This is a genomic window from Streptomyces sp. 12E (genome assembly GCF_055633275.1).
In genome coordinates, this window is sequence record NZ_JBVNCJ010000001.1 from 166,347 (window position 1) to 186,199 (window position 19,853).

A 19,853-nucleotide genomic window follows, 5' to 3' on the forward strand; every position below is an offset into this window, starting at 1 on the left:
CGCCGAAGCCCCAACCACCACAGAACCAACGAAAAACTCAGTAGCATCCTGAGCCGGTAGTCCATTGAGTGGTGTGCATCGTGAAGGTGCTGGTCACGGGTTTGGCGTGAGTTGTCTTCGGCGTACTCGTGCTGGTCGTGGGCGGCAGTCTGGGGTGTAGACCGTCTGGCAGGTGGGGGTTCTGTGATTTCTCGCCCGCAGTCTCGGGTTGCGCTCCTACGCTCGGCGCATGGTGGACCCCGAGGTGCATGAGCGGATCACCGCGCGCCGTGCGGAACGGGGGGGTACCGAAGCTGCTGGGCTATTGCGGGAGCAGCGGCCGGCCCGGTTAATCGGTTGTGGAGCTTCGGGATGGAGTGTCTGATCCCGGCTATGACGATTGTGCTGGGTACGCCGACTGCCGACGGGGTACGCGAGGCGATGGCCGCGCTGCGGGTGTGGCAGGACGACGAAGCGCCGATGCAGTTGCATTCCGGGGACATCGGCTGGAACTACCGGTTCGGGACGGTCGAGACGGCCGCGGTGGTCCGGACCTGGAGTCGGGACGGGCGGATTCTCGCGGTCGGGATGCTCGACTCGCCGACGCTGGTGCGGATGACGGTCGCTCCGGACGCTTTCCAGGATGAGGACTTGGCGCGGCGGCTTGTCGAGGACTTCTCGCTGCCTGAGCGCGGCGTGCTGCCGGAAGGAGCGGTGTCCGTCGAGGCGCCGCTGGGCCTGCTGCTCCACGACCTGCTGAACAAGGAGGGCTGGGGCGTCGACGAGCCGTGGACGCCGCTCTTCCGCGACCTCACCGAGCCGGTGGAGGACCCCGGCGTGCGGATCGAGTCGATCGGCCCGGAGCAGGCTCAGGACTTCGCCGACGTCCTGCGGTCGGCGTTCAACACCTCGCGGCCCACGCGCGCGTACTGGCACGCGATGTCGGCGGGACCGTTCTACGCCGACGCCCGCTGCCTGGGCGCCTATGACGACCAGGGCAGCGTGGCGGCGGTGGTGACGGTGTGGTCGGCCGGCCCGGGGAAGCCGGGGCTGGTCGAGCCGATGGGCGTCCACGAGGCCCACCGTGGCCGCGGCTACGGCCGGGCGATCACCGTGGCCGGGGCGGCCGCGCTGCGGGAGATGGGCTCGTCGAGCGTACGTGTATGCACGCCGAGTTCCAACGTCGGCGGCGTCGCCACGTACAAGGCGGCCGGGTTCGAGGTGCGGCCGGAGGTGCGGGACCGGATCCGGACGGCCTGACGCCGGGGCTGCTCGGTAAGGCGGCAGTCTGGGGCGTGGATCATCTGGCAGGTGCGGGTTTTGCGGTTTCTCGTACGCCGTCGCGGATTGCGCTCGTACGCCGCGGCGCACGGTGGGCCCCGAGGCGCATGAGCGGATCACCGCGCGCTGCGCGGAGCCGGATGCAGTCGAGGAGCAGTTGGTCAAGCAGCTGTCCGAGGTGCGGGCTGAGCGGGACGACGCAGCGCGAGGAGGCGAAGGCGGCGGAACCGGCGTCGGCATGTCCGCCGGCGCGGTGACGGGGCGGCGGATGTGATCCCGCTACCGGCAGGACGGGGTGTGGGGGCTGGTGGACCACCGTGTCACCCGGCTGCGGACGGTGCTGGGGCGTGCGTGCGAGCGGGCGGGCGGTGGCCGCCCTGCGGGAGGTGCTGGCGACCGGGCGAGAGCGCTCCGGCGGGATGCTGGGGCGGCTTCGGGTATACACCGAGCGGCTGCTGGCCGAGCAGTACGGGGCCGGGGTGGTGCCGCTGCCCTCGAGTGTGACGTTCAACCGGCTCGCGCGCGCCCTCGCTGACGGCCGCGGGCTGCTGGGCAGTGCGCGGCAGCGCCGTTGGCGCTCGGCCCGGCCGGCTCCTCCGTCCGTCCCGACGACGGTGATGGCGCCGGGTGAGCTGGTGATGATGGACAGCACCGTGCTGGACGCCTTCGTGGTGCTCGATGACGGGGTGGTGGAGCGTCCGGGGCTGACCATCGCGCTGGATGTGGCCACCCGCACCATCTGCGTGGCCGTGCTGCGTGCGAAAGGGACCCGCAGCGTGGACGGGGCGCAGTTGCTGGCGCAGATGATGGTCCCGGCGCCGATGCGGCCAGGCTGGGCCGAGGTGCCGGCGGTGGACCCCTCGGTGGTGCCTTACAAGCGGCTGCTGAGCGTGGATGCCCGGCTGGAAGGTGCCGCGGCGCGGTCGGTGACCACCCCGCAGACCATCGTGGTCGGCCAGGGCAATGTGTTCGTCTCGTCCTCGTTCATCGCCGCCTGCGAGTCGCTGGGCATTTCCGTGCAGCCCGCGCCACCGGGCAACGGGCCGGCCAAGGGGCACGTGGAGCGCTCCTTCTCCTCGATCAACACGCCGTTCGTCCAGCACGTGGCCGCCTGCACGGCCTCGCACACCGGCGGGCGCGGGAAGGACGCCGAGGGCGAGGCGGTGTGGACGCCGGCTCAGCTGGCCGAGATGTTCCAGGAGTGGATCGTCTGCGGTTGGCAGGGACGGGAGCGCGACGGATCGCGGCATCCGATGTTGCCCCGCCGTGCCCTGTCGCCGAATGAGATGCGGTCATTGAACGTGCGAAGAAGTGCCAGGGCTGCCACGTGCACAGTCGTCATTCGCCCGGCCACGGTTCCAACTTGAGATGGGCGTTGACGTCTTCTCGGATCCATCGGGGAGGGAGACGGTGGTCGGCGGCCCGCTGGCGCGGTGCAGGCGGGCCGTGACGGTCGCAGGCGCGCGGACTGACGTACGGGGAGCCCAGCGGCACGGTCGCGCGCGTGAGTTACCACTATTCCAGGGGACTCTCGGCGCGCCCGTCGGCCTCGCAGATCGAAATCCGGGGGTCCTGGACACCGCGCGAAGGGCTGGACGGTGTCCAGGACACCGCGGCGCACCTGTCCTCGTGGTGCGGTCTACTGGCCCAGGTCGCGGGCCAGCCACCGGCCGCGCCAGGCGACGCCTCGGTGGTCACCCTTCCTCAGCGGCGGAGTCCGCAGCCTCGGGAGCGGCGGGGGTCCGCCCGGGGTGGCGGTGCACCCCGCGGAGCCGGTCGTGCCGCGCACGGCGCGTTCCGCCGCGACCTTCTAACGTTGTTAGGATGGCTGTGCCGTGACGGTGCCGCCGAGCCGGTGGCTCGTGCCGAGGACACGCTGGAAGCGAGGTGCCAACGATGCCGACCAGCGCCAGACGGGCCCGCGAACGCGCGAGCACCCGTGAACGAATCATCGAGGCCGCGTTGCACATCCTCGAGAACGAGGGTGTCACGGCGTTGACGATCCGGCGCATAGCAACCGCCGTCGAGTACTCCGCACCCGTCGTCTATCAGCACTTCGCCAACAAGGACGCGCTCGTGCTGGAGCTCGTCGCTCACGGCTACCGTCTGATGCTGGCCGAGCTGCGGCGGGCCGCCGAGGAGCCCGACATCGACCGGCGCTTCCTGCTGCTCGCGTCCGAGAGCGTCCGGTTCGCCGGCGAGCATCCGCACCTGTACCAGGTGATGAACGACCACACCGTCGACGCGGATGAGCGCCTGCGCGCGGCGGCCCCCATGATCGGCCTCCTGAGGGAACTCCTCACCACGTGGTCGGACGCCCACGACGTGGTCCTGGCCGATTTCGACGAAGCCTGCGACATCGTCTGGGGCACGCTGTCCGGCATGGCGTCGCTCGGCCGCATCGGCACCGTCGGCAACGAGCGCGCCCAGCAGCTCGCCCGGAAGGCGATGCACACACTGCTTCGCGGCTGGCGGGCCGACCTCCCGGTGGACGCGTAGGCACCGAGACGACTCGGGTCCGGTCCGGTTTCCGCGAAACCGGACCGGGACCGATCGCCGACCCGTCCGTCGGTGCTGCCCGGCCCCGGTGGAGATCAGCTGCTTGAACCGGACCGGGGCGGGACGACCGCCACCCGCGATCGCGGTCGCCTCACGCCGGGTCCGCCCCGCGCGGGGGCGGGCTCGGCGGGCGACATCAACTGCCGGGCGGGGTCCAGTCCGCGGGCAGGCCGGAATCGCTCAGGATCTCAGTCCGGTTGTAGTAGTCGTTGCTCGACTGGATCAGGTTGCCGCGCAGCCGCAGCACGGTCACGAGCGGGACCGCGAACGGACGAGGCGCACCGACGATGTGGCCGGTGAACACCCCCTCGACCACGACCCCGTCCCGCCCGCGGAACCCACCGGTCGCCTCGAACCCGAGATTCTCGATGAGCTGATGGGACCCGGTCTCCCACTCCTCGACCCCCTCAGGACCGCGGAACACCAGGTTGACGGCACGGTCGGTGTAGACCGCGTCCTTGGTGTACAGACGGGCGAGATCGCGGGTGTCGCCCGTCGTCCACGCGGCGGCCCAGCGCCGCCCGATCGCCGGCACCCGGTCCTTCTCGTGCTTCGCCGCGCCCACGCCCTGCCGCGACCCGGCCTGCGCAGCCTGCGCGGCCCGCTGGCCGGGCGACGCCTCGGAAGAGGCCGCGGGTCCGGCACCGACGGTGCCGGCCATCAGGGCCGCCGCGGCCACCCCGACAGCGAGGCCGGGAAAGAAAGTACGCGTACGCATGTGAGTCTCCTTGCCCTGAGACGGCGTGGCACCGGTCCGCACCACACCGACCTAACGTCGTTAACTTTTCTAACGTCGTTAGCGTAAGGAGTGCCGGACGACGCCGTCAAGGCAGGCCGCACCCGAGCGAGGCGCCGGAACCCGGTACCACCGCCACCGGCCACCGACGGGGACTGGCCAGGGGCAACGGCAGGCAGGGGTCGCCTCCGAGCGGCGGCACCCGCAGGGGCGCCACCACGGGCCGCGGGGCGCCCCAAGGCCCCCGACCCGTCGCCCACAGGCCGCAGCCCTGCTTGGAAGCCGTATCCCAACCGAACATGATCGCTTGATTTCTGCTGGTCAGGCATGGTCTAGCTCCGAATGAGGGAGGCATTCGGCGTCTTGCTTCCGCTCCATGCACAAAGGGGTGCGCGATGGCGTCGGTGCTGGGAATGCTGGAGGAGCGGGAGACGGCGGCCCGTGTGCAGGTGAAGGGCTCCGGGAGGAAGCCGCCCGGTTGGCTGGGGTGTTGGAGGCCGCGGAAATCGAGCTGGACCGGCGGGTGATCGCGCGGGAGGAGTTGGTCGAGGCCCTGGCAGCCTCGGCTGCCGTGGCCGGGGCCGAGGCGGCGCAAGAAAACGTGTCCGCGCCCGCGCCCGTGCCGGGCTCGATCGTGCCGCCCCGGCGCGAAGGCTTGCCGGTGACGGTGCCGGTGACGGACTGCCGGCCGATCCTGGGCGTGATCGATGAGTGGCAGCCGGCGGTCCAGGGACCGCCCAAGGCCAGGGAGACCGCGGTGGAGCTGGGCCTTCAGACGACGGCGAAGGGCGAGAGGGTGCGCTCGAAGGCCAGGCGCCTGACGGAGCGCGGGTGGCTCGTGCAGGAGGCGTCAGGGGCCTTCAGCGCCGGCCGGCAGCCTGAGGCGAAGAAGTAGCCCTCACAGATGATCGGTCACCCTCCGGATGTGGATCACGGCTGCCGGCGCCCTTGGCGATCGAGGTGGTCAACCAGTTTAGCTTCGCTGCGGCGCAGTCGAACGGACTCGTCCTCAGGCAGGGCCTCCAGTGCGTCGGCGAGGACACGTGTTCGGGGAATGTGGACCATCGCACCGGGGTAGATCCGGCACCCGGAACACCAGGCCAAGCCGACGCACCGCTCAAACATGGAGGACTCAGGCGGATGGAGACGGAACCGGCAGGAGCGGACTGCTGTCCCGCAGGCAGCACAGTTTCGGCGATCACCGTCCATGACCGTGTCCCAGATCGCGACCTTGACCCAGTGCCGCCGACCGGCCGGCGCTCTTCAAGTCGTCATGCCCGGCATTCTCTCTCATGGCCCATCAGCCCACCTCAACGGCCCCACCCCTACCCTGGCTCTGGCCCTGCTGGGACCGGAGTCCAAAGCCACTTCAGGCCGGAACAAGCATCGTTTCAACCACGGACGTGGAGACAGCCCGGGCCGGGAGTCCGGGGCCACTTCGCGCCGTTAGCGCCAGGGCATCGGAGTGAACGGCTGGACATCCCGTCCGGCAACCGTCCGTGGGGACGCCGCCGCCCCTCGGCGTCCCGTTCGCCGCCAGGCCGTGCCATCGGTGCCACGCGTGGTGACTGCCGCAGGCCGGAGCGCGGCTGCCCGCGGTTCGCGCGTCGCGACGGAAGTGCCGGCCGGATCGGTCGCCACGGCCTCCGCTCCCGTGCGCACCGGCGTTGTTCGTTCGGACACGTCCACCGCTTCAAGCTCCCCTCCTCGAACGCTGTTGCGGGCATGTCGTGCAACTTCGACGGAACGGCCCGTCTCACACGGTCCTGCCATCCCCATGTTCATACGAACATGTCATGTGCGATTGGTGTTACAGTGTGGTCGCGTTCGCCGATAGTGCACCCGTGGCGCCGATTCAGGGGGGATTGAAGGGTGAAGCCTCTCCATATCCGTGCCGTCGCCGCCTTCGGCGTCGTTCCGGTCGCCCTGACCAGCGCAGGCAGCTCCGGCTCGCACGGCGGTAGTTCCGGCAAGAAGTCCGACAGCACGCACACAGAACACCAGAGGACCTTTCACTTGAAGCCGGGCACCACGAACGCCCTGCGCGACGTGCGGATCACGAACTGCGCGTACGGTGATGCCGTCGGGCGTCCGGCAGCGCGGGTCGGGGTGCGCAACGGCGGCAGTCCGCCCCACGCCTGCGGCCTCGCCGCGAAGTTCACGACCGGCACCGGCGACGCCGCCGTCTCGGCCCCGGTGTCCCGCGGTGATGTCGTGTTCGACGGAGGTGTTTTGGCGGACCTCGGCCTTCGAGCCCTTACACCGGCGCCGAGGACGGTCCGCAGCCCGTCAGGTGCAGGCTCGAGTCGGCCGGCAGGGTGGTGCAGGCCTGACGCGGTGCCCGGACGGGGGCGTCCCGCCCTCGCCGTCAGCCTCCTCCCCCCGTAAGGCTGTCGACCCGCCGCGGGACGGTGAACACCCCCACGGAGTCCGCCGGGCGACGCGACAGAGGATCACCGTGGGCGGTCGCCCCGCCCCGGAGGAGGCGTTCGACGAGGCGCGGCCCCGTCTCCCGCCGGGCAGCGGGGGACCACTGCCACCGCACGCGCCGGCAGCACTTCTCGTTCGAGTCCGCTCACCGTCTCCGGATCGCTGACGGGTCATCCGGTATGGAACCGGTCGTCCGGTGAGGCGGAAGCCGTGTGACACCTGGAGAGATTGAAGGCGGTAGTGATCACGAAGCAGTGCGCAGATGTCGGTACAGCGGACATCCTCGTGCGCATGGAGACCAACCTGGCGGAGCACGCGGCCCACCTGCACCGGCAGGTGGCCGGTGCGACGGTGACCGAGACGGACGACCTGCTGATCGCCGACAGCGGGATCGACGACGACACGTTCAACATCGTGGCTGCGGCACGCTTCGCCCCCGGACAGGACGTGGCTCGCATCGAATCGACGGTCCACACGCTGAAGGCCGCGGGACGTCCCTTCTCCTGGTGGGTCGGCCCCGCTTCCACGCCCTCGGACCTCTCCGGTCGCCTCGAGGCGGCCGGCCTCGGGGCGACCGAGAGCGAGACGGCGATGTGGGCTCCCCTCGATGAGCTCCCACCCCGCCGCCGCGTCGCGGAGTTGGACGTCCATCAGGTCAGGACCCCTGGACAACTCGCCGACTACGCGGCGGTGCTGTCCGCGAACTGGGACCCTCCGGCCGCCACGGTGCGGGCCTTCTACCGCGAAGCGGCCCACTGGGCCCTCCGCCCCGACTGTCCTGCCCGGTACCTCGTCGGGTACCACCGTGACCAGCCGGTCTGCTCGGCGGAAGTCTTCCACCACGCCGGTGTGGCCGGCATCTACAACATCAGCACCCTCGCCAGCCACCGCCGCCGCGGCTACGGCGGCGCCATCACCGTGGCCGCGCTGCACGCGGCACGCGGACACGGCCAGTGCCGCGCAGTGCTCCAGGCGACAGCGGACGGTGAGCCGGTCTACCAGCGCCTGGGGTTCACGGCGTGCGGCAGCTTCACGGAGCACGCTTTCCGCCCGCAGGACTTCGCATGACCCCGAGGTGTCCCCGCGGCGCTGCTCCGGGGCGCGCGAGGGCGTGCGAGCCGCCCCGCCGGTGCAGCACGCACCCCGCGCCGCTCCGGTGCGTCCCGCCGTGCGGCAGGGGCAGCCGCCTCGACGACCGCCTCACCTCCCCTCCCCCGGCGAGCCCCGCACGGAAGATCACTCGGGAGTGGTGACATGCAGACACAGACACGCCGGACCGCAGCAGGCGTGGCCTACGACGTCGTCGGCAGCGGTGAGACGACACTGCTCTTGCTTCACGGCGGTTCGGGCCGTCGTCAGTGGTTCGACTTCCTGACCCCTCTGCTGTCGGATGGGACGCGGATGGTCCGTCCTGACATGCCGGGCCACGGGGAGTCGCCGGCGACCCCTGGGGCCTACCGGCTGGAGGACTCGGCCGCGGCCGTGGCCGAGGTCCTGGAGCACGCCGGAGCCCCGCCCTGCTGGGTGATGGGACACTCCCACGGCGCCCACGTGGGCGCCGTGCTCGCGGAGGACCGACCCGATCTGGTGGCCGGCCTGATCATCGGTGACGCCCCGATGACCCGCGGCAGGATGCTCGCGCACATGCAGTCGGCCTACGGGATCAATCGATCGTGGCGGACTCTGACCACCGTCGTCTCGTCGGAGCGCGAGGTGCTGGACGGCCTCCTGACGCTGGAGGTCCCGACCCCGCGGGGAACCGCCACGATGGCCGACGTCTTCGGCCGGGACCACCCGTACGTCCGGGAGATGGCCGCTTCCCTGTTCCGGCACGACGGCGACTTCCTCGACGCGGTGACGCAGCGCTTCACCGATACGTACCGGCGGCTGGACGAGGGCCTGCTGGGCCGACTGGGCGTTCCCGTCACGGTGCTCCGGGCCGACCCGGCGGCCGGCGGCCTCCTCACCGACGCGGACGTCGAGTTCATCAGGGCGCAGGTCCCCGACGTACGGATCGCACAGCTGCACGGTGTGGGACACGGACTTCAGCTCCAGGACCCGGAGCAGGTGGCCCGTGCCCTGCGGCATCTGCTCGCCGACGGCCGGACCGGCGGTTCCCCGGCGCGGTCCTGAGCACCGGCGGGCGGGGAGCAGGAGGCCGCGACACGGCCCGCGCGGAGCCGGGATCGGCGCACACCGGGACCCGTGCGGGCGGCCGTCGCGTGAGACGGGTCTCGCCGGCCCCGGACACGGGGCCGGCGGCCGTCACGCCAGGTGGACCTCGACCCCGGCCTCCCTCAGCGTCTGAAGGGTGAGCGGCCCGTTCGGATGGGTCTGCACGTCCTTCGCCGCGGCATCGGTGACGAAGGCGCCCACCGCGCTCAGCGGAGCCACCCGGCTGAACGCTCGCACGCCGAGTTTGGTGGCGTCCGCCACCACGACGGTTCGCGCCGCCTGCACGAGACCCACCTGCTTGACCGCCGCGTCGTCGAGGGAAAGCTCCGTCCAGCCGCGTTCGGCGTGGACCCCGCCGATCGACATGACGAAGCAGTCGAAGCTCAGGGCTTCCAGGGTGCGCAACGCCAGGGGGCCCACCAGCGAGCGTTCACCCGGACGCGATCGCCCTCCCACGACGAGAAGCTCGATGCCTGACCTGTCCGCCAGGACCTCGGCTGCCTGCAGGCTCAGTACCGCCACCGTGAGCGGGGCACGCTCCACCAGGTGTTCGGCGACGTGAACCGTGGTGGTGCCCGCATCCAGCAGCACCCTCGACCCCGGTTCGATCATCGCGGCGACCGCCGCCCCCAGCCGGTCCTTGGTCGCGGCCTGCCACTCGCGCCGGGCGAGGAAGCCCCCGCCCTCTTCCCGCGGGCGCACGGGAACGGCGCCCCCGTGGACCCGGCGCAGCAGACCCTGGCTCTCCAGCGCGTTCAGGTCCCGGCGCACGGTCATCTCCGAGACGCCGAGACGTTCGGCCAGTTCCGACACGGACAGCTTGCCCGCGTTCTGGACAAGCCGCAGGGTCAGGTCAAGACGGTCTCCGGCGCTCATGAACCATTTCTAACAGCACTCTGTTCGTTTGAACAAATGAGAGGACCTGCCGCCTCCCGGCCGGATATCGCGCCTGTGAGGAGATGGGCGAAATGTTCATGCCGTGACGCCCTCCGATTGCCCGGAGGCAGGGCCCGACGCGCTTTCCGTTGCCCGAGCCGACCGGCGAGGCCGGAGCCGTGGACTGCGCGAACACGTCCGCGGCCGGGGCCGCGCGACGGAGGACGCGCACGCCGCACGCCTGGGCCCCCGGTGCTCGGCACATCGGGGTGGGCGGTGCTCAGGACGGCGTGGAAGTGGTCGTCGACGGCGTACCGGTGCCGTCCTCGGCGCAGTCGGCGGGACGGGCGGAGCTGCGTGCCTGTGCCGGAACACCGGTCGGGGAGCGTGAAGGACGAGAACCGCGACAAGGACATCAGGGCATCACGGGACGAGGCACGCATGACGCTCTTCCCGCTCGATCCCGAAGCTTCCGGGAGGTCGAGGAAGTGTGCAGGATGTTCCGGCCATCGTGTCCTTGGACGGCAGCGGGGAGCGCTACCGATCGGACACGACCGAGATCAAGAGCGCGGCCGTTCCCTTCGATGACGGGATGCTCAAGACGGTGAACCCGGCGCGCTCCGGGGCGACCGCGGAGAACAGCCCACCGCTCGAGGCGGGCGGAAAGCCGTCCGGGCGCGAACAGCCGCAGGACGGTCAGCTGGATCAGGTGGCGAAGCAGGACAGCGCCCGCACCATCGTCCACTCCGCCAGCGGCAACGACGCGGGTTTCGGCGACACCATCGCCACCTGCATCACCGCGTCCGAGAACCCGTTCGGGACGTCGTGCCACGTCTCGGAGCAGGTCGCCCCGGACACGCATCCCGACCGGGCCGTGGTCCTCCTCGACAAGGCCGTCAAGGACATTCGATGACCACATGCGCAACGAGCGCCGCCTGCTCGATCTGCTGACGCCCACCGAGGCCGAGGCTCTCGAAACACTGCTCGCGTCCTGGCTGTCTCGCATGGACAGCTCCTCCGGCGACGCGCGAGGTGCCTCTGGGCCGTCGGGTGCCCGGGGAGCGTGCCGCAGGACCCGTCCCGACCGCCGGGGCGGACGATCACCCCCTCCTCCATGAGCTACAGTATTCCATGGATCTATGGAGGAGTGGATTTTGGATGTGACCCCGTCGGCCTCTCCCGAACGGCTCTACGAGGCCTTCTCGGCCAGTGGCAAGGCACTCGCCAGCGGCAAGCGGCTACAACTGCTCGACCTCCTCGCCCAGGGCGAGCGGACCGTCGACTCGCTCGCCAAGGCAGCCGGCCTCAACCTGACGACCGCGTCGGCGCAGTTGCAGATCCTCAAACAGGCAGGTTTCGTCGCGACGCGCCGAGAAGGCGTGCGCATCCACTACCGGCTTGCCGGTGACGACGTCGCCCAGCTCTTCGCACTCCTGCGCAAGGTGGCCGAGAGGCACCACAGTGCCGTGCCGGCGGCACGCGACGCCTATCTGGGTCACGACGGCGCCGCCGAGGTCAGCCGCGAGGAGCTCCTGACCCGCGTGGCCGCAGGGGAGGTCGTGGTGCTCGACGTCCGGCCGCAGGAGGAGTACCACGCCGGCCACATTCCGGGTGCCCTGTCCGTCCCGCTGGGTGAACTGGCCGACCGGGTGGGCGAGTTGCCCCGGGACGTCGAAATCGTCGTGTACTGCCGCGGTGAGTACTGCGTCCTCGCCCATGACGCCGTCCGCCTGCTGGCCGACCGCGGAAGGCGCGCCGTCCGTCTCAGCGACGGCATGCTCGAATGGCGCCTGGCCGACATGCCCGTCGCAGCGGAAGAACCGACCTGACCCAGGCGGCCGGCGACACCGACGCGCACTCCGGCGGCGGGACCCGCCAGACGCATCCGCACGCCGGGGGCGGTGCACAAGACGGTGGCTCCCGGATCCTGCACCGCGGGATCCCCGTACCGTACGCGCCGCCCCGAGGCCCGACCGGAAACATCGCTCCCGTACGCACGGGTCCGCCGCCAGTGACGCGGCGTCAGGCTCAGGAACCGCCGGTAGGCCGACGATGGGTCCCACCTGTGCCCGACCGCCTCCTCCGTGCGGTCCGCTCCCACCTCCACGCCGCGGCACCGAACCGGCGCTCCGCCCTCACGGCTGCGGCCGCCCCCGTAAGGAAACCCCTGTGACAACAACCGCACACGACTCTCCGACCGGCACACCGCCGCACTCCGCCACTCAGCGCCGCGTCCTGACCGTCCTGGTCGCCTCCCAGATCCTCAGCGGCGCCGGACTCGCCGCCGGCATCACCGTCGGCGCCCTGCTCGCGCAGGACATGCTCGGCTCGACCGACCTCGCCGGTCTGCCGAGCGCCTTGTTCACCGCGGGATCCGCTCTCGCCGCCGTGGGCGTCGGCCGCGTGTCCCACTCCCGCGGCCGCCGACCGGGCCTGGCAGCCGGGTACCTCACCGGCGCCGTCGGCTCGGCCGGCGTCGTCGCGGCAGCAGCAGCCGGCAGTGCCGTGCTCCTGTTCACCGCCCTCTTCGTCTACGGGGCCGGCACGGCCACCAACCTCCAAGCCCGCTATGCCGGAGCGGACCTGGCCGCTCCCGCTCATCGCGCCCGGGCCGTCTCGACGGTCCTGGTGGCCACCACGCTCGGCGGCGTCGTCGGCCCCACGCTCACCGCCCCCGCCGGCGTCCTCGCCGACGCCCTGGGCATACCCACGCTCGCCGGGCCGTTCCTCCTCGCCGGCGTCGCCTACGGCCTGGCCGCCCTCGTCCTGCTCGTCTGGCTCCGTCCCGATCCCCTGCTCCTCGCCCGTCGTCTCGAAGGGGAGCGGCACGGGGCCGGCGCCGTCACCACCGCCCCGGCGTCGGGCTCCAGCCGCAAACCGGGCCTCGTCCTCGGCGCCCTCACGATGATCCTGGCTCAACTCGTCATGGTCGCCGTGATGACGATGACCCCCGTGCACATGCACGACCACGGTCACGGTACCGCTGCTTCAGGCCTCGTGATCGGCATCCACGTCGGTGCGATGTACCTGCCGTCGCCCTTGACGGGCTGGCTCGTCGACCGGTACGGCCGCAGGACCGTCGCCGCGGCCGCCGGCCTCACCCTGCTGGCCGCCGGCCTCACCGCGGCCGCGGCCCCGGCGCACTCCGTCGTCCTGCTCGCCCTGGCGCTCGCCCTCCTCGGCCTCGGCTGGAACTTCGGCCTCGTCTCCGGGACGGCCATGATCACCGACGCCCTGCCGCCGACCACCCGTGCCAAGGGACAGGGCATGGTCGACGTCTCCATCGCTGTCGCGGGAGCCACTGGCGGACTCGCCTCCGGAGTCGTCGTCTCCGTCGGCGGTTTCACGGTCCTCGCCCTCGTCTCCGGCATTCTCGCCCTCGTCATCCTCCCCGCCGTCGCCGCCACCGCGAACAGCCGGTGAGTCCGCCGCGCACACGTCGGCCGTCACCGGCCGGTTCGCGTGCGCACAGCACGTACGGGGCGCGGTCGCCGTTTCTGCGGAGGGCCACCGCGCTCCCGTCCCACGCCGATCCCGCCCACGGCGTCCGTCCCCCGCGAACCCTCCGGTCGGAACCGCAGGCCGGTCCGCGGACCCCGGGCCGAACCGGAGGAAATCAGCACACGTCGCTCAGGGGTGACGTGGGCGCGCCGCATGAACTCGGTTCCGGAGTGCTCCTATTGGAGGGGACCTCAGGGCCGCCCCGCCCACCGCAGGACTGGGGCGGCGCTCTCGGAAGCAACGAGGCCGCCCTTCGTCAGGAAGCACGATCCGCACGCGCCGCCGCGCCCGGTTGAAACCGCACGAGGCTGGATCCGTCCCCCGACCTGCTGCGCTGCCCGACGTGCCGTACGCGCCGTCTGCACCCTGGCCGCGACGCGCTGCATTGCCCGGTGGACCACGTCTTCGGCACAGCCCGCCACGGCTGTGCCGACCTGAAGTCCCGGTCCGGGTCATGTCACGTATCACTTCGGCGACTCCGGTCTCGGACTCGCCGGTCTCGATGACGCCGACCGTGTTGGTCAGGCCTCAGATCGACTGCGCGTCATCGAGGACCGCGGACCGGATCGTGAAAGATGTCCGCATGTGCATGAGATGCCCCTCTCCCCCGGACGGACGTGGGACAACCGGTCTCCTTGCTCGACTCGCCGCCGCGCAGATCGGACACGACCGAATTCCGCCGGCGGGTGACCAAGTGCCGGGAAGGCAGAGGAAGGCCGCGCAGGCACCGGCCGGTGACCCGGCACGGCGGCCTGCGCGCCCCGGCGCTCACGCGAGCAGGTCGACCCTGCTGCCCACGTCGTCCAGCTCGGCCTGCCGGTAAGCGAGCCAGGCGATGGCCAGGTCCTGCCACGGAAGGCCGACCGGGGCGTACACCGTGGTCCCCGATCGCGTCGTCCGGCCGGAGCGCCCGCCCCGCAGGAGCTCGCCGAGCGAGGCGTCCGCGGTGATCCGCGCGCTTCCGTCGGCCCCGGCCAGAACGCCCGCCGCGGCTGCCAGGCTGTGATCGTCGACCACCAGGAACGACGCTTCGAGCAGGTCGGCTGCCAGCTCCTGCTTGCCCGGCTCGTCGACGCCCAGTGTGGTGAAGTGCTGGCCGGGCCGCGTCTCCGCGAGCCCCAGCAACGGCCGGCGTGACCAGGTCGCCAGGAGGACCGTGTCGGACGCCGCGGCGACTTCGGACGCCGAACCGACCACTCGGCCACCGTGCCGTCCCGCGAAATCCTCGGCCCGGTCGGCGACCGTGTCGTGGACGAGGAGGTCCTGCAGGTCACGGAAGTGGCGCAAGCCGCTCACCATGAGTTCGGCCTGAGCTCCCGCTCCCACGACGCCCACGACGGGACCGCCGGTCCCCTGCGCGGTGGTGAGGACATGAGTCCCCAGCGCGGCCGCGAGGCCCGTTCGCCACGCGGTGACGGTGGCCGCATCCAGCAGGGCGAGCAACGCCCCGTCGGTTCCTCGGTGCAGGCAGATGACGCCGCGCAGGGCGGGTCGGGCGCCCGGGAACTTGGCGTTGACCTTCACCGAGTACGCCTCCACTCCCGGAAGCAGCCCCGGGACCAGCACGGTGGCCGTGCCCGGGAAGGGGAGGTCGCCGTGCACCCTCGACCCCTGTGCGGCGATACGGTCGTCGTCGCGAAACCCCTCACGCAGCGCTTCGACGCACGATCCGACATCCAGGACGGACAGGAGATCGCTGCGGGTCAGGACGCGTGTCACTGGTGCTCTCCCTCGGGCGGCGGGCCGGACGCCGACGGCGCAGCCGCGCTCGACGGGCCCGGCCGGTCACCCGGCGGTGCCGGCCGGACGCCATGTCGTGAGCTTGTAGGCGAAGGCCTCTCCGCAGGTGAGCTTCACCTGCCGCCCCATCGTCCGCACCGTCACGTCGGCCTCCAGCGGATAGTTCCACCCCTTGGTCACCACCTGGCCGAACGGCTCGTCGTACACCTCGTGGACGCGCTTCGGCGGCCCGGACCGTACGTAGGCGCCACTGACCACGACCGTCTGCGCGGTGCCCGAGGTCTCGGAGTCGAGGACGAACTCCCGCTTTATGCGGCCCTTGTGGAAGAGGCCCGCCCCGGTCTCCCCTCCCCGGACGTATTCGTCGTCCGGCGTCCGCACGCTCACAGCGGCGTGCGTACCGAACACGTCGTTGTCGTAGAGGTCGACCGCCACTTCGACACCGGACGTCGTGCCCGTACACGCGAGCACGTGTCCCTTCTCCCGGGTGACGGTGACGGGGGTCTCCGGGTCGTGGGGGGAAGCGGTCGCGACCGCCGGGAGTGCCACCACGGCGGCCGTGGCCGCTCCGAGCACCGCGGCCATGAGCGTGCGACAGGTCATTTCGTCTCCTCGCGGACTGTGAGTCGTGGACCGGGGAGACGGCCTCGCGCTGAATCGCCTGCCTGCCTGGTCCTCCAGGTCGCAGCCTTGGCGTGACCGCCTCCGCCCTCGGATGAGGGGATGCGGAGGAACGGTGTCGTTCCGTGGACCCCGTGCATTTTTTAACACAGCCATGTTCGTGCGAACAAGAAAAATGTTCATCCCTCCGAGACGAACTGCAAGTTCGCCTTTTCGGCGGGCAGTTCGTGAGGGACAGGGCACCGTGCGTCGTACGCCGCCGAGCCGGTGTGCGCAGGACACCGCCGCCCGCGTCCGTGCGTCAGGGCCGCGGCTCCCGGATCGGGCACGCCTCGCCCGGGCACCGTCCCGCGTCGCGCTCGCTCCCCGGGAGGGTGAGCGTGGCGCGCTCCGGAGAGGAACTCGCATGAACTCCACCCGCCGCTCCCCCGTGCGGGATCGTGTGCGCGGCGAGGGCCGAGCCGGCGATGACCGGACAGCCACCCCATGGGGCACCCGCTGCCCCAGCGGCGCCGCCCTGATCAAAGGGCTGCCCTGGACGGCCAGGTCGCGCAGGGCTTCCCGAACGGGTTCGGGAAGCAGATCTACGCGCTGGTGGACCCGGCCGGTCAGGCTGCCCGGGTCGGTGAACGCTTGCCCGCCGTCCCCGGCATCAGCCCCCTGGCCGGCGAGCCGGCGCAGCACCGTCTCCCTGATGTCCATACGACGGGGGACGGTTCAGCGACGGATGTGCTTGAAGGGTCCCTCCAGCGCGGCCCACTGCAGGAGCATGATCGTCTTCGCGTCGACGATCTCCCCTCTGCGAATCATGGCGAGGGCCTCGGGGAAGGGGAGTTCCAGGACCTCGATGTCCTCGCCCTCACCGGCGACTCCTCGTGTGCCCTCCGCAGGGACGGTGGTGTTCTCGTAGGGGGCGGCGAAGAAGTGCAGGCGTTCGGTGACCGATCCGGGGCTCATGTACACGTCGAAGACGTGCTCGACCGTGCCGACCGTCCGGCCCGTCTCCTCGGCCGCCTCCCTGCGGATCGCCTCCTCGGCCGTGTCCCCGTCCAGGAGGCCGGCCGCCGCCTCGATGAGCATTCCGTCGGGATGACCGTTGACATAGGCCGGCAGCCGGAACTGACGGGTCAGCAGAACGGTGCCGCGGGAGGCGTCGTGGAGGAGAAGGGCGGCGCCGTCGCCGCGATCGTAGGTCTCGCGCTGCTCGCGACTCCAGTGTCCGTCGCTGTGCCGGTAGTCGAAGGTCGTCCTGCGCAGGACGTACCAGTCGCACGACAGGACCTGCACGTCGAGGATGCGCACCCGCGGGTTGCCGGTCAGATCACGACCGTGCCGGTCGAGACCGGTACGGCCGCGCCGGTCGGGTACGTCGATCCCGGCTGTCACCGGGCGGCCGGGATGTCATCGAGGCTGGTGTAGACGGCCTTGTCCCAGGCGCGCGCCCAGGCGACCATCAGGTCGGCGCCCTCGGAAGGGCCACCGATGCGCAGGACCGCGTCGCAGCGGGAGAGGAGCCGCTCGGCGACGGGGTGGAACATCTCCTCGTAGACGGCGTCGCCTGGGCCGGTGCTGCCGGCGGTCTCCAGCAGCGGCAGGGCGAGTGCCTCGCCGGTGACTCCGAGGTGGCCGGCGCGGAAGAGCGTCAGGGCGGCCTCGTTCATCGCGCGGACGTTCGCCTCCAGCTTGAGCGGGTCGTCACCGGTGCCCGATCGGTACGGTCCGGCGACGAGGATCATCAACGAATGCGGGTGGGTGTTCACAGGCTGTCTCCTCCACGGGATCTGACGCTGGGCGGGCTCCGACAGGAAAGGCCCGTCGGAGCCCAAGCCGACCGCAGCGGCCAGGCTCCGTCGGCCGGCGATGCCCAGGAACCATTTCTAACATCTACAAGTTCATTTGAACAACAATATGTTCTATTACTGATCGTTCCAGAATGAGGTCCGCGGGCGGCGGAGACATACGAGGCTGCACTGCAGGCCGTCTCGTGTAAGCCCTGGTGGAGATCAGCACGTCGTTCGTAGCGGACGGCCAGTTTGTCGTACCTCGTGGCGACGGCCCGGTGGCGCTTGAGGCGGTTGCGGCCCCGGTCCACCGGAACCGGAATGATCGCCTTGATCCCGCGTCTGCGCAGGTAGGAGCGGTTGCTGCGGGATTCGTACGCCTTGTCGGCCCGGACCCGGTCCGGGCGCTTGCGCGGCCTGCCGAGCTCCAGCCGGGAAACCCGGATCGCTTCCAGGACGGGCTCGAACCGCGGGGAATCGCCCCGCTGACCGGCCGTGATCACCCTTTCCGAGGCGAGCAGTGCCCTGACTCCCCCACCGCCCGTCTCCGGCCGGAAGAGCGTTGGAGCTCCACACCTCTGGTGCAGAGTGTGGAGCTCAGCTCGCCCAGCGGAAGGGACCACCGGTCGCGAAGGCGTGGGCTGCGAAGCGCTTGCCCATGCGACGATGTGCGGCGGCGGGGTGAAGGCCGTCGGCCAGGTCCTCTGCCTCGTCCGGGCCGAGCAGCTCGCGTCCGTCGACACGGTGGAGGTGGGGATCGGACGCCTGTCGCGCCGCAGCGATGCGGGCCGGCTCGGCACGGACCACCGCCGGCGACAATGCCCCGGCGGCCACATCGGCCGGGTCGCCCAGGGGCGGCGAGCCCGCCGTCCGGGCCGGTCACGGTCGGGCCGGGGCCCCTCCAGGGCCGGGCAGCTCACCGGAGAGATCAACAACAGCGTGGTGTCCGGGTGTCCATCCCGCCTCGTGTCCAGGAATCCGTGTACCGCCGGGCCGAATGTCCGCAGCCGGAAGGCGGACAGGCTCATGATGTCGATGCCCACCTTGAGGCTGATCAGGTCGGCGGGCGTATCGCGGATCGTCCGGGCGACATGGGGATCCAGCAGCGCGTTGCCCGCCTGGCTGAGGTTGATCACCTCCGCTCCTCCGAGCACGGCTGCCACCACCGGCCAGGTCCCGGTCGGGCAAGGGCGGGGGTCGGAGTCGAGCCGGCCGGTGGAGGTGAGCACCTCGAACTCCCATACGCGCGCATCGGTGCGGAACACCAGCCGCACCCCGAAGGCATCGCGGTCACCCCGTGGACCGACGGCTCCCGGTACTGCTCCTTGGTCCACGCGGGCAACCGGCGTGGCATCACCCCTGCCCGGGTGATCTCCAGGTCCAGCGCACCCCGCAACTCCACCGGTCCACCCACCAGCGGAACCGCCCGCATCGCCACCGTCACCGCCGCTGCCCCGGGTCAATGTGGTCCGGGGACGACATCAGCCCGGTGCCTTCGTGGCTCATCGACGTCCTCCGAACTCCCAGTCGTGGACCTCGACATCCGCGTACCGGTCCGGATGCAGGACGGCTCGTGCCGTGTCCGGGTCCGGGGCCCTGAGCAGCACCGCCGTACCCAGCCAGGTGTCGCCGTCGTCGGACAGCAGCGGCCCGTACGCGACCAGTTCGTCCCGCTCGAGCGGCAGGGCAAGGTCGGCGGCCGGACCCTCGCCGAGGCCGAGCACCAGGTACCGGTTGCCACCGGTCCACCCTCCGGGAAAATCCCACATGGTGCGCCCCAGCACGTTGCGCCACCGGCGCAGCAGCACGTCCCGGTACGCGCCGGCCTGGTAGTTGGGCTCGTCGAAGGCGAACGCGCGGGCGGCGGCGGGATCGGGCAGGTCGACGATGTGCACGCTGCCGGTGGGTGTTTCACCGTCATCGGCGAAGGTCGGGCCGCGAGCGATCAGCTCCTTCGCGTACCGGTCCATGTAGGACCAGTGCTCCTCCAGCAACTCCTCGCGTAACGCGAGGGAGCCTGGCCGATCACGGTGGTAGCAGAAGAACTCCATGACCGCAGACCCTTCCCTGCCGAAGGCAGCAGTTCAACCGGCTTCCGGCGACGATGACCCCGCTCTCCGGGCGAGGCACACTCCGCCAGCGCAGGGACGTGAGCTGGGAGCCGAGCGCGCAGC

At 71.1% G+C, this 19,853-nt stretch carries 17 protein-coding genes and 2 pseudogenes; 10 read left to right on the forward strand and 9 right to left on the reverse strand.

The window, feature by feature from the left end; all coding sequences use genetic code 11:
• The first annotated feature begins 372 nt into the window (after nucleotides 1-372).
• The 4 genes and pseudogenes from ACZ8ZB_RS00835 to ACZ8ZB_RS00850 all read left to right on the forward strand — a co-directional run bounded on the left by ACZ8ZB_RS00835 (nucleotide 373) and on the right by ACZ8ZB_RS00850 (nucleotide 3,759).
• Nucleotides 373-1,239 (forward strand): GNAT family N-acetyltransferase, encoded by an 867-nt coding sequence (locus tag ACZ8ZB_RS00835; RefSeq protein WP_470735782.1) that lies wholly within the window; start codon nucleotides 373-375, stop codon nucleotides 1,237-1,239.
• A gap of 389 nt (nucleotides 1,240-1,628) precedes the next feature.
• Entirely contained in the window at nucleotides 1,629-2,627 is a 999-nt protein-coding gene (locus tag ACZ8ZB_RS00840; protein WP_470735783.1) for a hypothetical protein, read from the forward strand.
• 89 nt (nucleotides 2,628-2,716) lie between these two features.
• A pseudogene (locus tag ACZ8ZB_RS00845) lies at nucleotides 2,717-2,989 on the forward strand (DUF3000 family protein); the annotation flags it as partial.
• A 167-nt stretch (nucleotides 2,990-3,156) separates the two neighbouring features.
• Nucleotides 3,157-3,759, forward strand: a complete 603-nt coding sequence (locus tag ACZ8ZB_RS00850) for a TetR/AcrR family transcriptional regulator (protein WP_470735784.1) — start codon at nucleotides 3,157-3,159, stop codon at nucleotides 3,757-3,759.
• Nucleotides 3,760-3,955: 196 nt separating this feature from the next.
• On the opposite strand, the gene ACZ8ZB_RS00855 is transcribed toward ACZ8ZB_RS00850, so the two are convergent.
• Nucleotides 3,956-4,537 carry a nuclear transport factor 2 family protein gene (locus ACZ8ZB_RS00855; RefSeq protein ID WP_470735785.1) on the reverse strand — a complete coding sequence of 194 codons (582 nt, stop codon included), beginning with the start codon at nucleotides 4,535-4,537 and terminating at the stop codon, nucleotides 3,956-3,958.
• Between the two features lie 496 nt (nucleotides 4,538-5,033).
• Between ACZ8ZB_RS00855 and ACZ8ZB_RS00860 the strand changes: the two genes are divergently transcribed.
• The 3 genes from ACZ8ZB_RS00860 to ACZ8ZB_RS00870 all read left to right on the forward strand — a co-directional run bounded on the left by ACZ8ZB_RS00860 (nucleotide 5,034) and on the right by ACZ8ZB_RS00870 (nucleotide 9,118).
• Nucleotides 5,034-5,450, forward strand: coding sequence for a hypothetical protein (locus ACZ8ZB_RS00860; RefSeq protein ID WP_470735786.1), 417 nt, complete (start codon nucleotides 5,034-5,036; stop codon nucleotides 5,448-5,450).
• A gap of 1,826 nt (nucleotides 5,451-7,276) precedes the next feature.
• Nucleotides 7,277-8,053, forward strand: coding sequence for a GNAT family N-acetyltransferase (locus ACZ8ZB_RS00865; RefSeq protein WP_470735787.1), 777 nt, complete (start codon nucleotides 7,277-7,279; stop codon nucleotides 8,051-8,053).
• A gap of 186 nt (nucleotides 8,054-8,239) precedes the next feature.
• Nucleotides 8,240-9,118, forward strand: coding sequence for an alpha/beta fold hydrolase (locus tag ACZ8ZB_RS00870; protein ID WP_470735788.1), 879 nt, complete (start codon nucleotides 8,240-8,242; stop codon nucleotides 9,116-9,118).
• Between the two features lie 132 nt (nucleotides 9,119-9,250).
• Here the strand turns inward: ACZ8ZB_RS00870 and ACZ8ZB_RS00875 are convergent, their stop codons facing one another.
• Nucleotides 9,251-10,036 carry a DeoR/GlpR family DNA-binding transcription regulator gene (locus tag ACZ8ZB_RS00875; protein ID WP_470735789.1) on the reverse strand — a complete coding sequence of 262 codons (786 nt, stop codon included), beginning with the start codon at nucleotides 10,034-10,036 and terminating at the stop codon, nucleotides 9,251-9,253.
• A 490-nt stretch (nucleotides 10,037-10,526) separates the two neighbouring features.
• On the opposite strand from ACZ8ZB_RS00875, the gene ACZ8ZB_RS00880 reads away from it, so the two are divergent.
• The 3 genes from ACZ8ZB_RS00880 to ACZ8ZB_RS00890 all read left to right on the forward strand — a co-directional run bounded on the left by ACZ8ZB_RS00880 (nucleotide 10,527) and on the right by ACZ8ZB_RS00890 (nucleotide 13,459).
• Nucleotides 10,527-10,949, forward strand: coding sequence for an SGNH/GDSL hydrolase family protein (locus tag ACZ8ZB_RS00880; RefSeq protein WP_470735790.1), 423 nt, complete (start codon nucleotides 10,527-10,529; stop codon nucleotides 10,947-10,949).
• A gap of 226 nt (nucleotides 10,950-11,175) precedes the next feature.
• A complete protein-coding gene (locus tag ACZ8ZB_RS00885) occupies nucleotides 11,176-11,865 on the forward strand; it encodes an ArsR/SmtB family transcription factor (RefSeq protein ID WP_470735791.1) in 690 nt (229 codons plus the stop codon).
• A 340-nt stretch (nucleotides 11,866-12,205) separates the two neighbouring features.
• Entirely contained in the window at nucleotides 12,206-13,459 is a 1,254-nt protein-coding gene (locus ACZ8ZB_RS00890) for an MFS transporter (RefSeq protein ID WP_470735792.1), read from the forward strand.
• A gap of 846 nt (nucleotides 13,460-14,305) precedes the next feature.
• Here ACZ8ZB_RS00890 and ACZ8ZB_RS00895 read toward each other — a convergent pair.
• The 7 genes and pseudogenes from ACZ8ZB_RS00895 to ACZ8ZB_RS00925 form a co-directional block, all read right to left on the reverse strand.
• Complete coding sequence (locus tag ACZ8ZB_RS00895) at nucleotides 14,306-15,256, reverse strand: ornithine cyclodeaminase family protein (protein ID WP_470735793.1); 951 nt, start codon at nucleotides 15,254-15,256, stop codon at nucleotides 14,306-14,308.
• Nucleotides 15,257-15,322: 66 nt separating this feature from the next.
• On the reverse strand, nucleotides 15,323-15,880 hold the full coding sequence (locus ACZ8ZB_RS00900; protein WP_470735794.1) for a hypothetical protein: 558 nt from the start codon (nucleotides 15,878-15,880) through the stop codon (nucleotides 15,323-15,325).
• A 735-nt stretch (nucleotides 15,881-16,615) separates the two neighbouring features.
• Nucleotides 16,616-17,284 carry an NUDIX domain-containing protein gene (locus ACZ8ZB_RS00905; RefSeq protein WP_470735795.1) on the reverse strand — a complete coding sequence of 223 codons (669 nt, stop codon included), beginning with the start codon at nucleotides 17,282-17,284 and terminating at the stop codon, nucleotides 16,616-16,618.
• Nucleotides 17,281-17,634, reverse strand: coding sequence for a DUF4406 domain-containing protein (locus ACZ8ZB_RS00910; protein ID WP_470741389.1), 354 nt, complete (start codon nucleotides 17,632-17,634; stop codon nucleotides 17,281-17,283). The genes ACZ8ZB_RS00905 and ACZ8ZB_RS00910 overlap by 4 nt, the downstream gene beginning before the upstream one ends.
• A 281-nt stretch (nucleotides 17,635-17,915) precedes the next feature.
• Nucleotides 17,916-18,182: pseudogene (locus ACZ8ZB_RS00915) on the reverse strand (transposase); the annotation flags it as partial.
• Between the two features lie 94 nt (nucleotides 18,183-18,276).
• Entirely contained in the window at nucleotides 18,277-18,486 is a 210-nt protein-coding gene (locus ACZ8ZB_RS00920; protein ID WP_470741655.1) for a hypothetical protein, read from the reverse strand.
• Between the two features lie 695 nt (nucleotides 18,487-19,181).
• Nucleotides 19,182-19,730, reverse strand: coding sequence for a YciI family protein (locus tag ACZ8ZB_RS00925; protein ID WP_470735796.1), 549 nt, complete (start codon nucleotides 19,728-19,730; stop codon nucleotides 19,182-19,184).
• Between the last annotated feature and the right edge of the window lie 123 nt (nucleotides 19,731-19,853).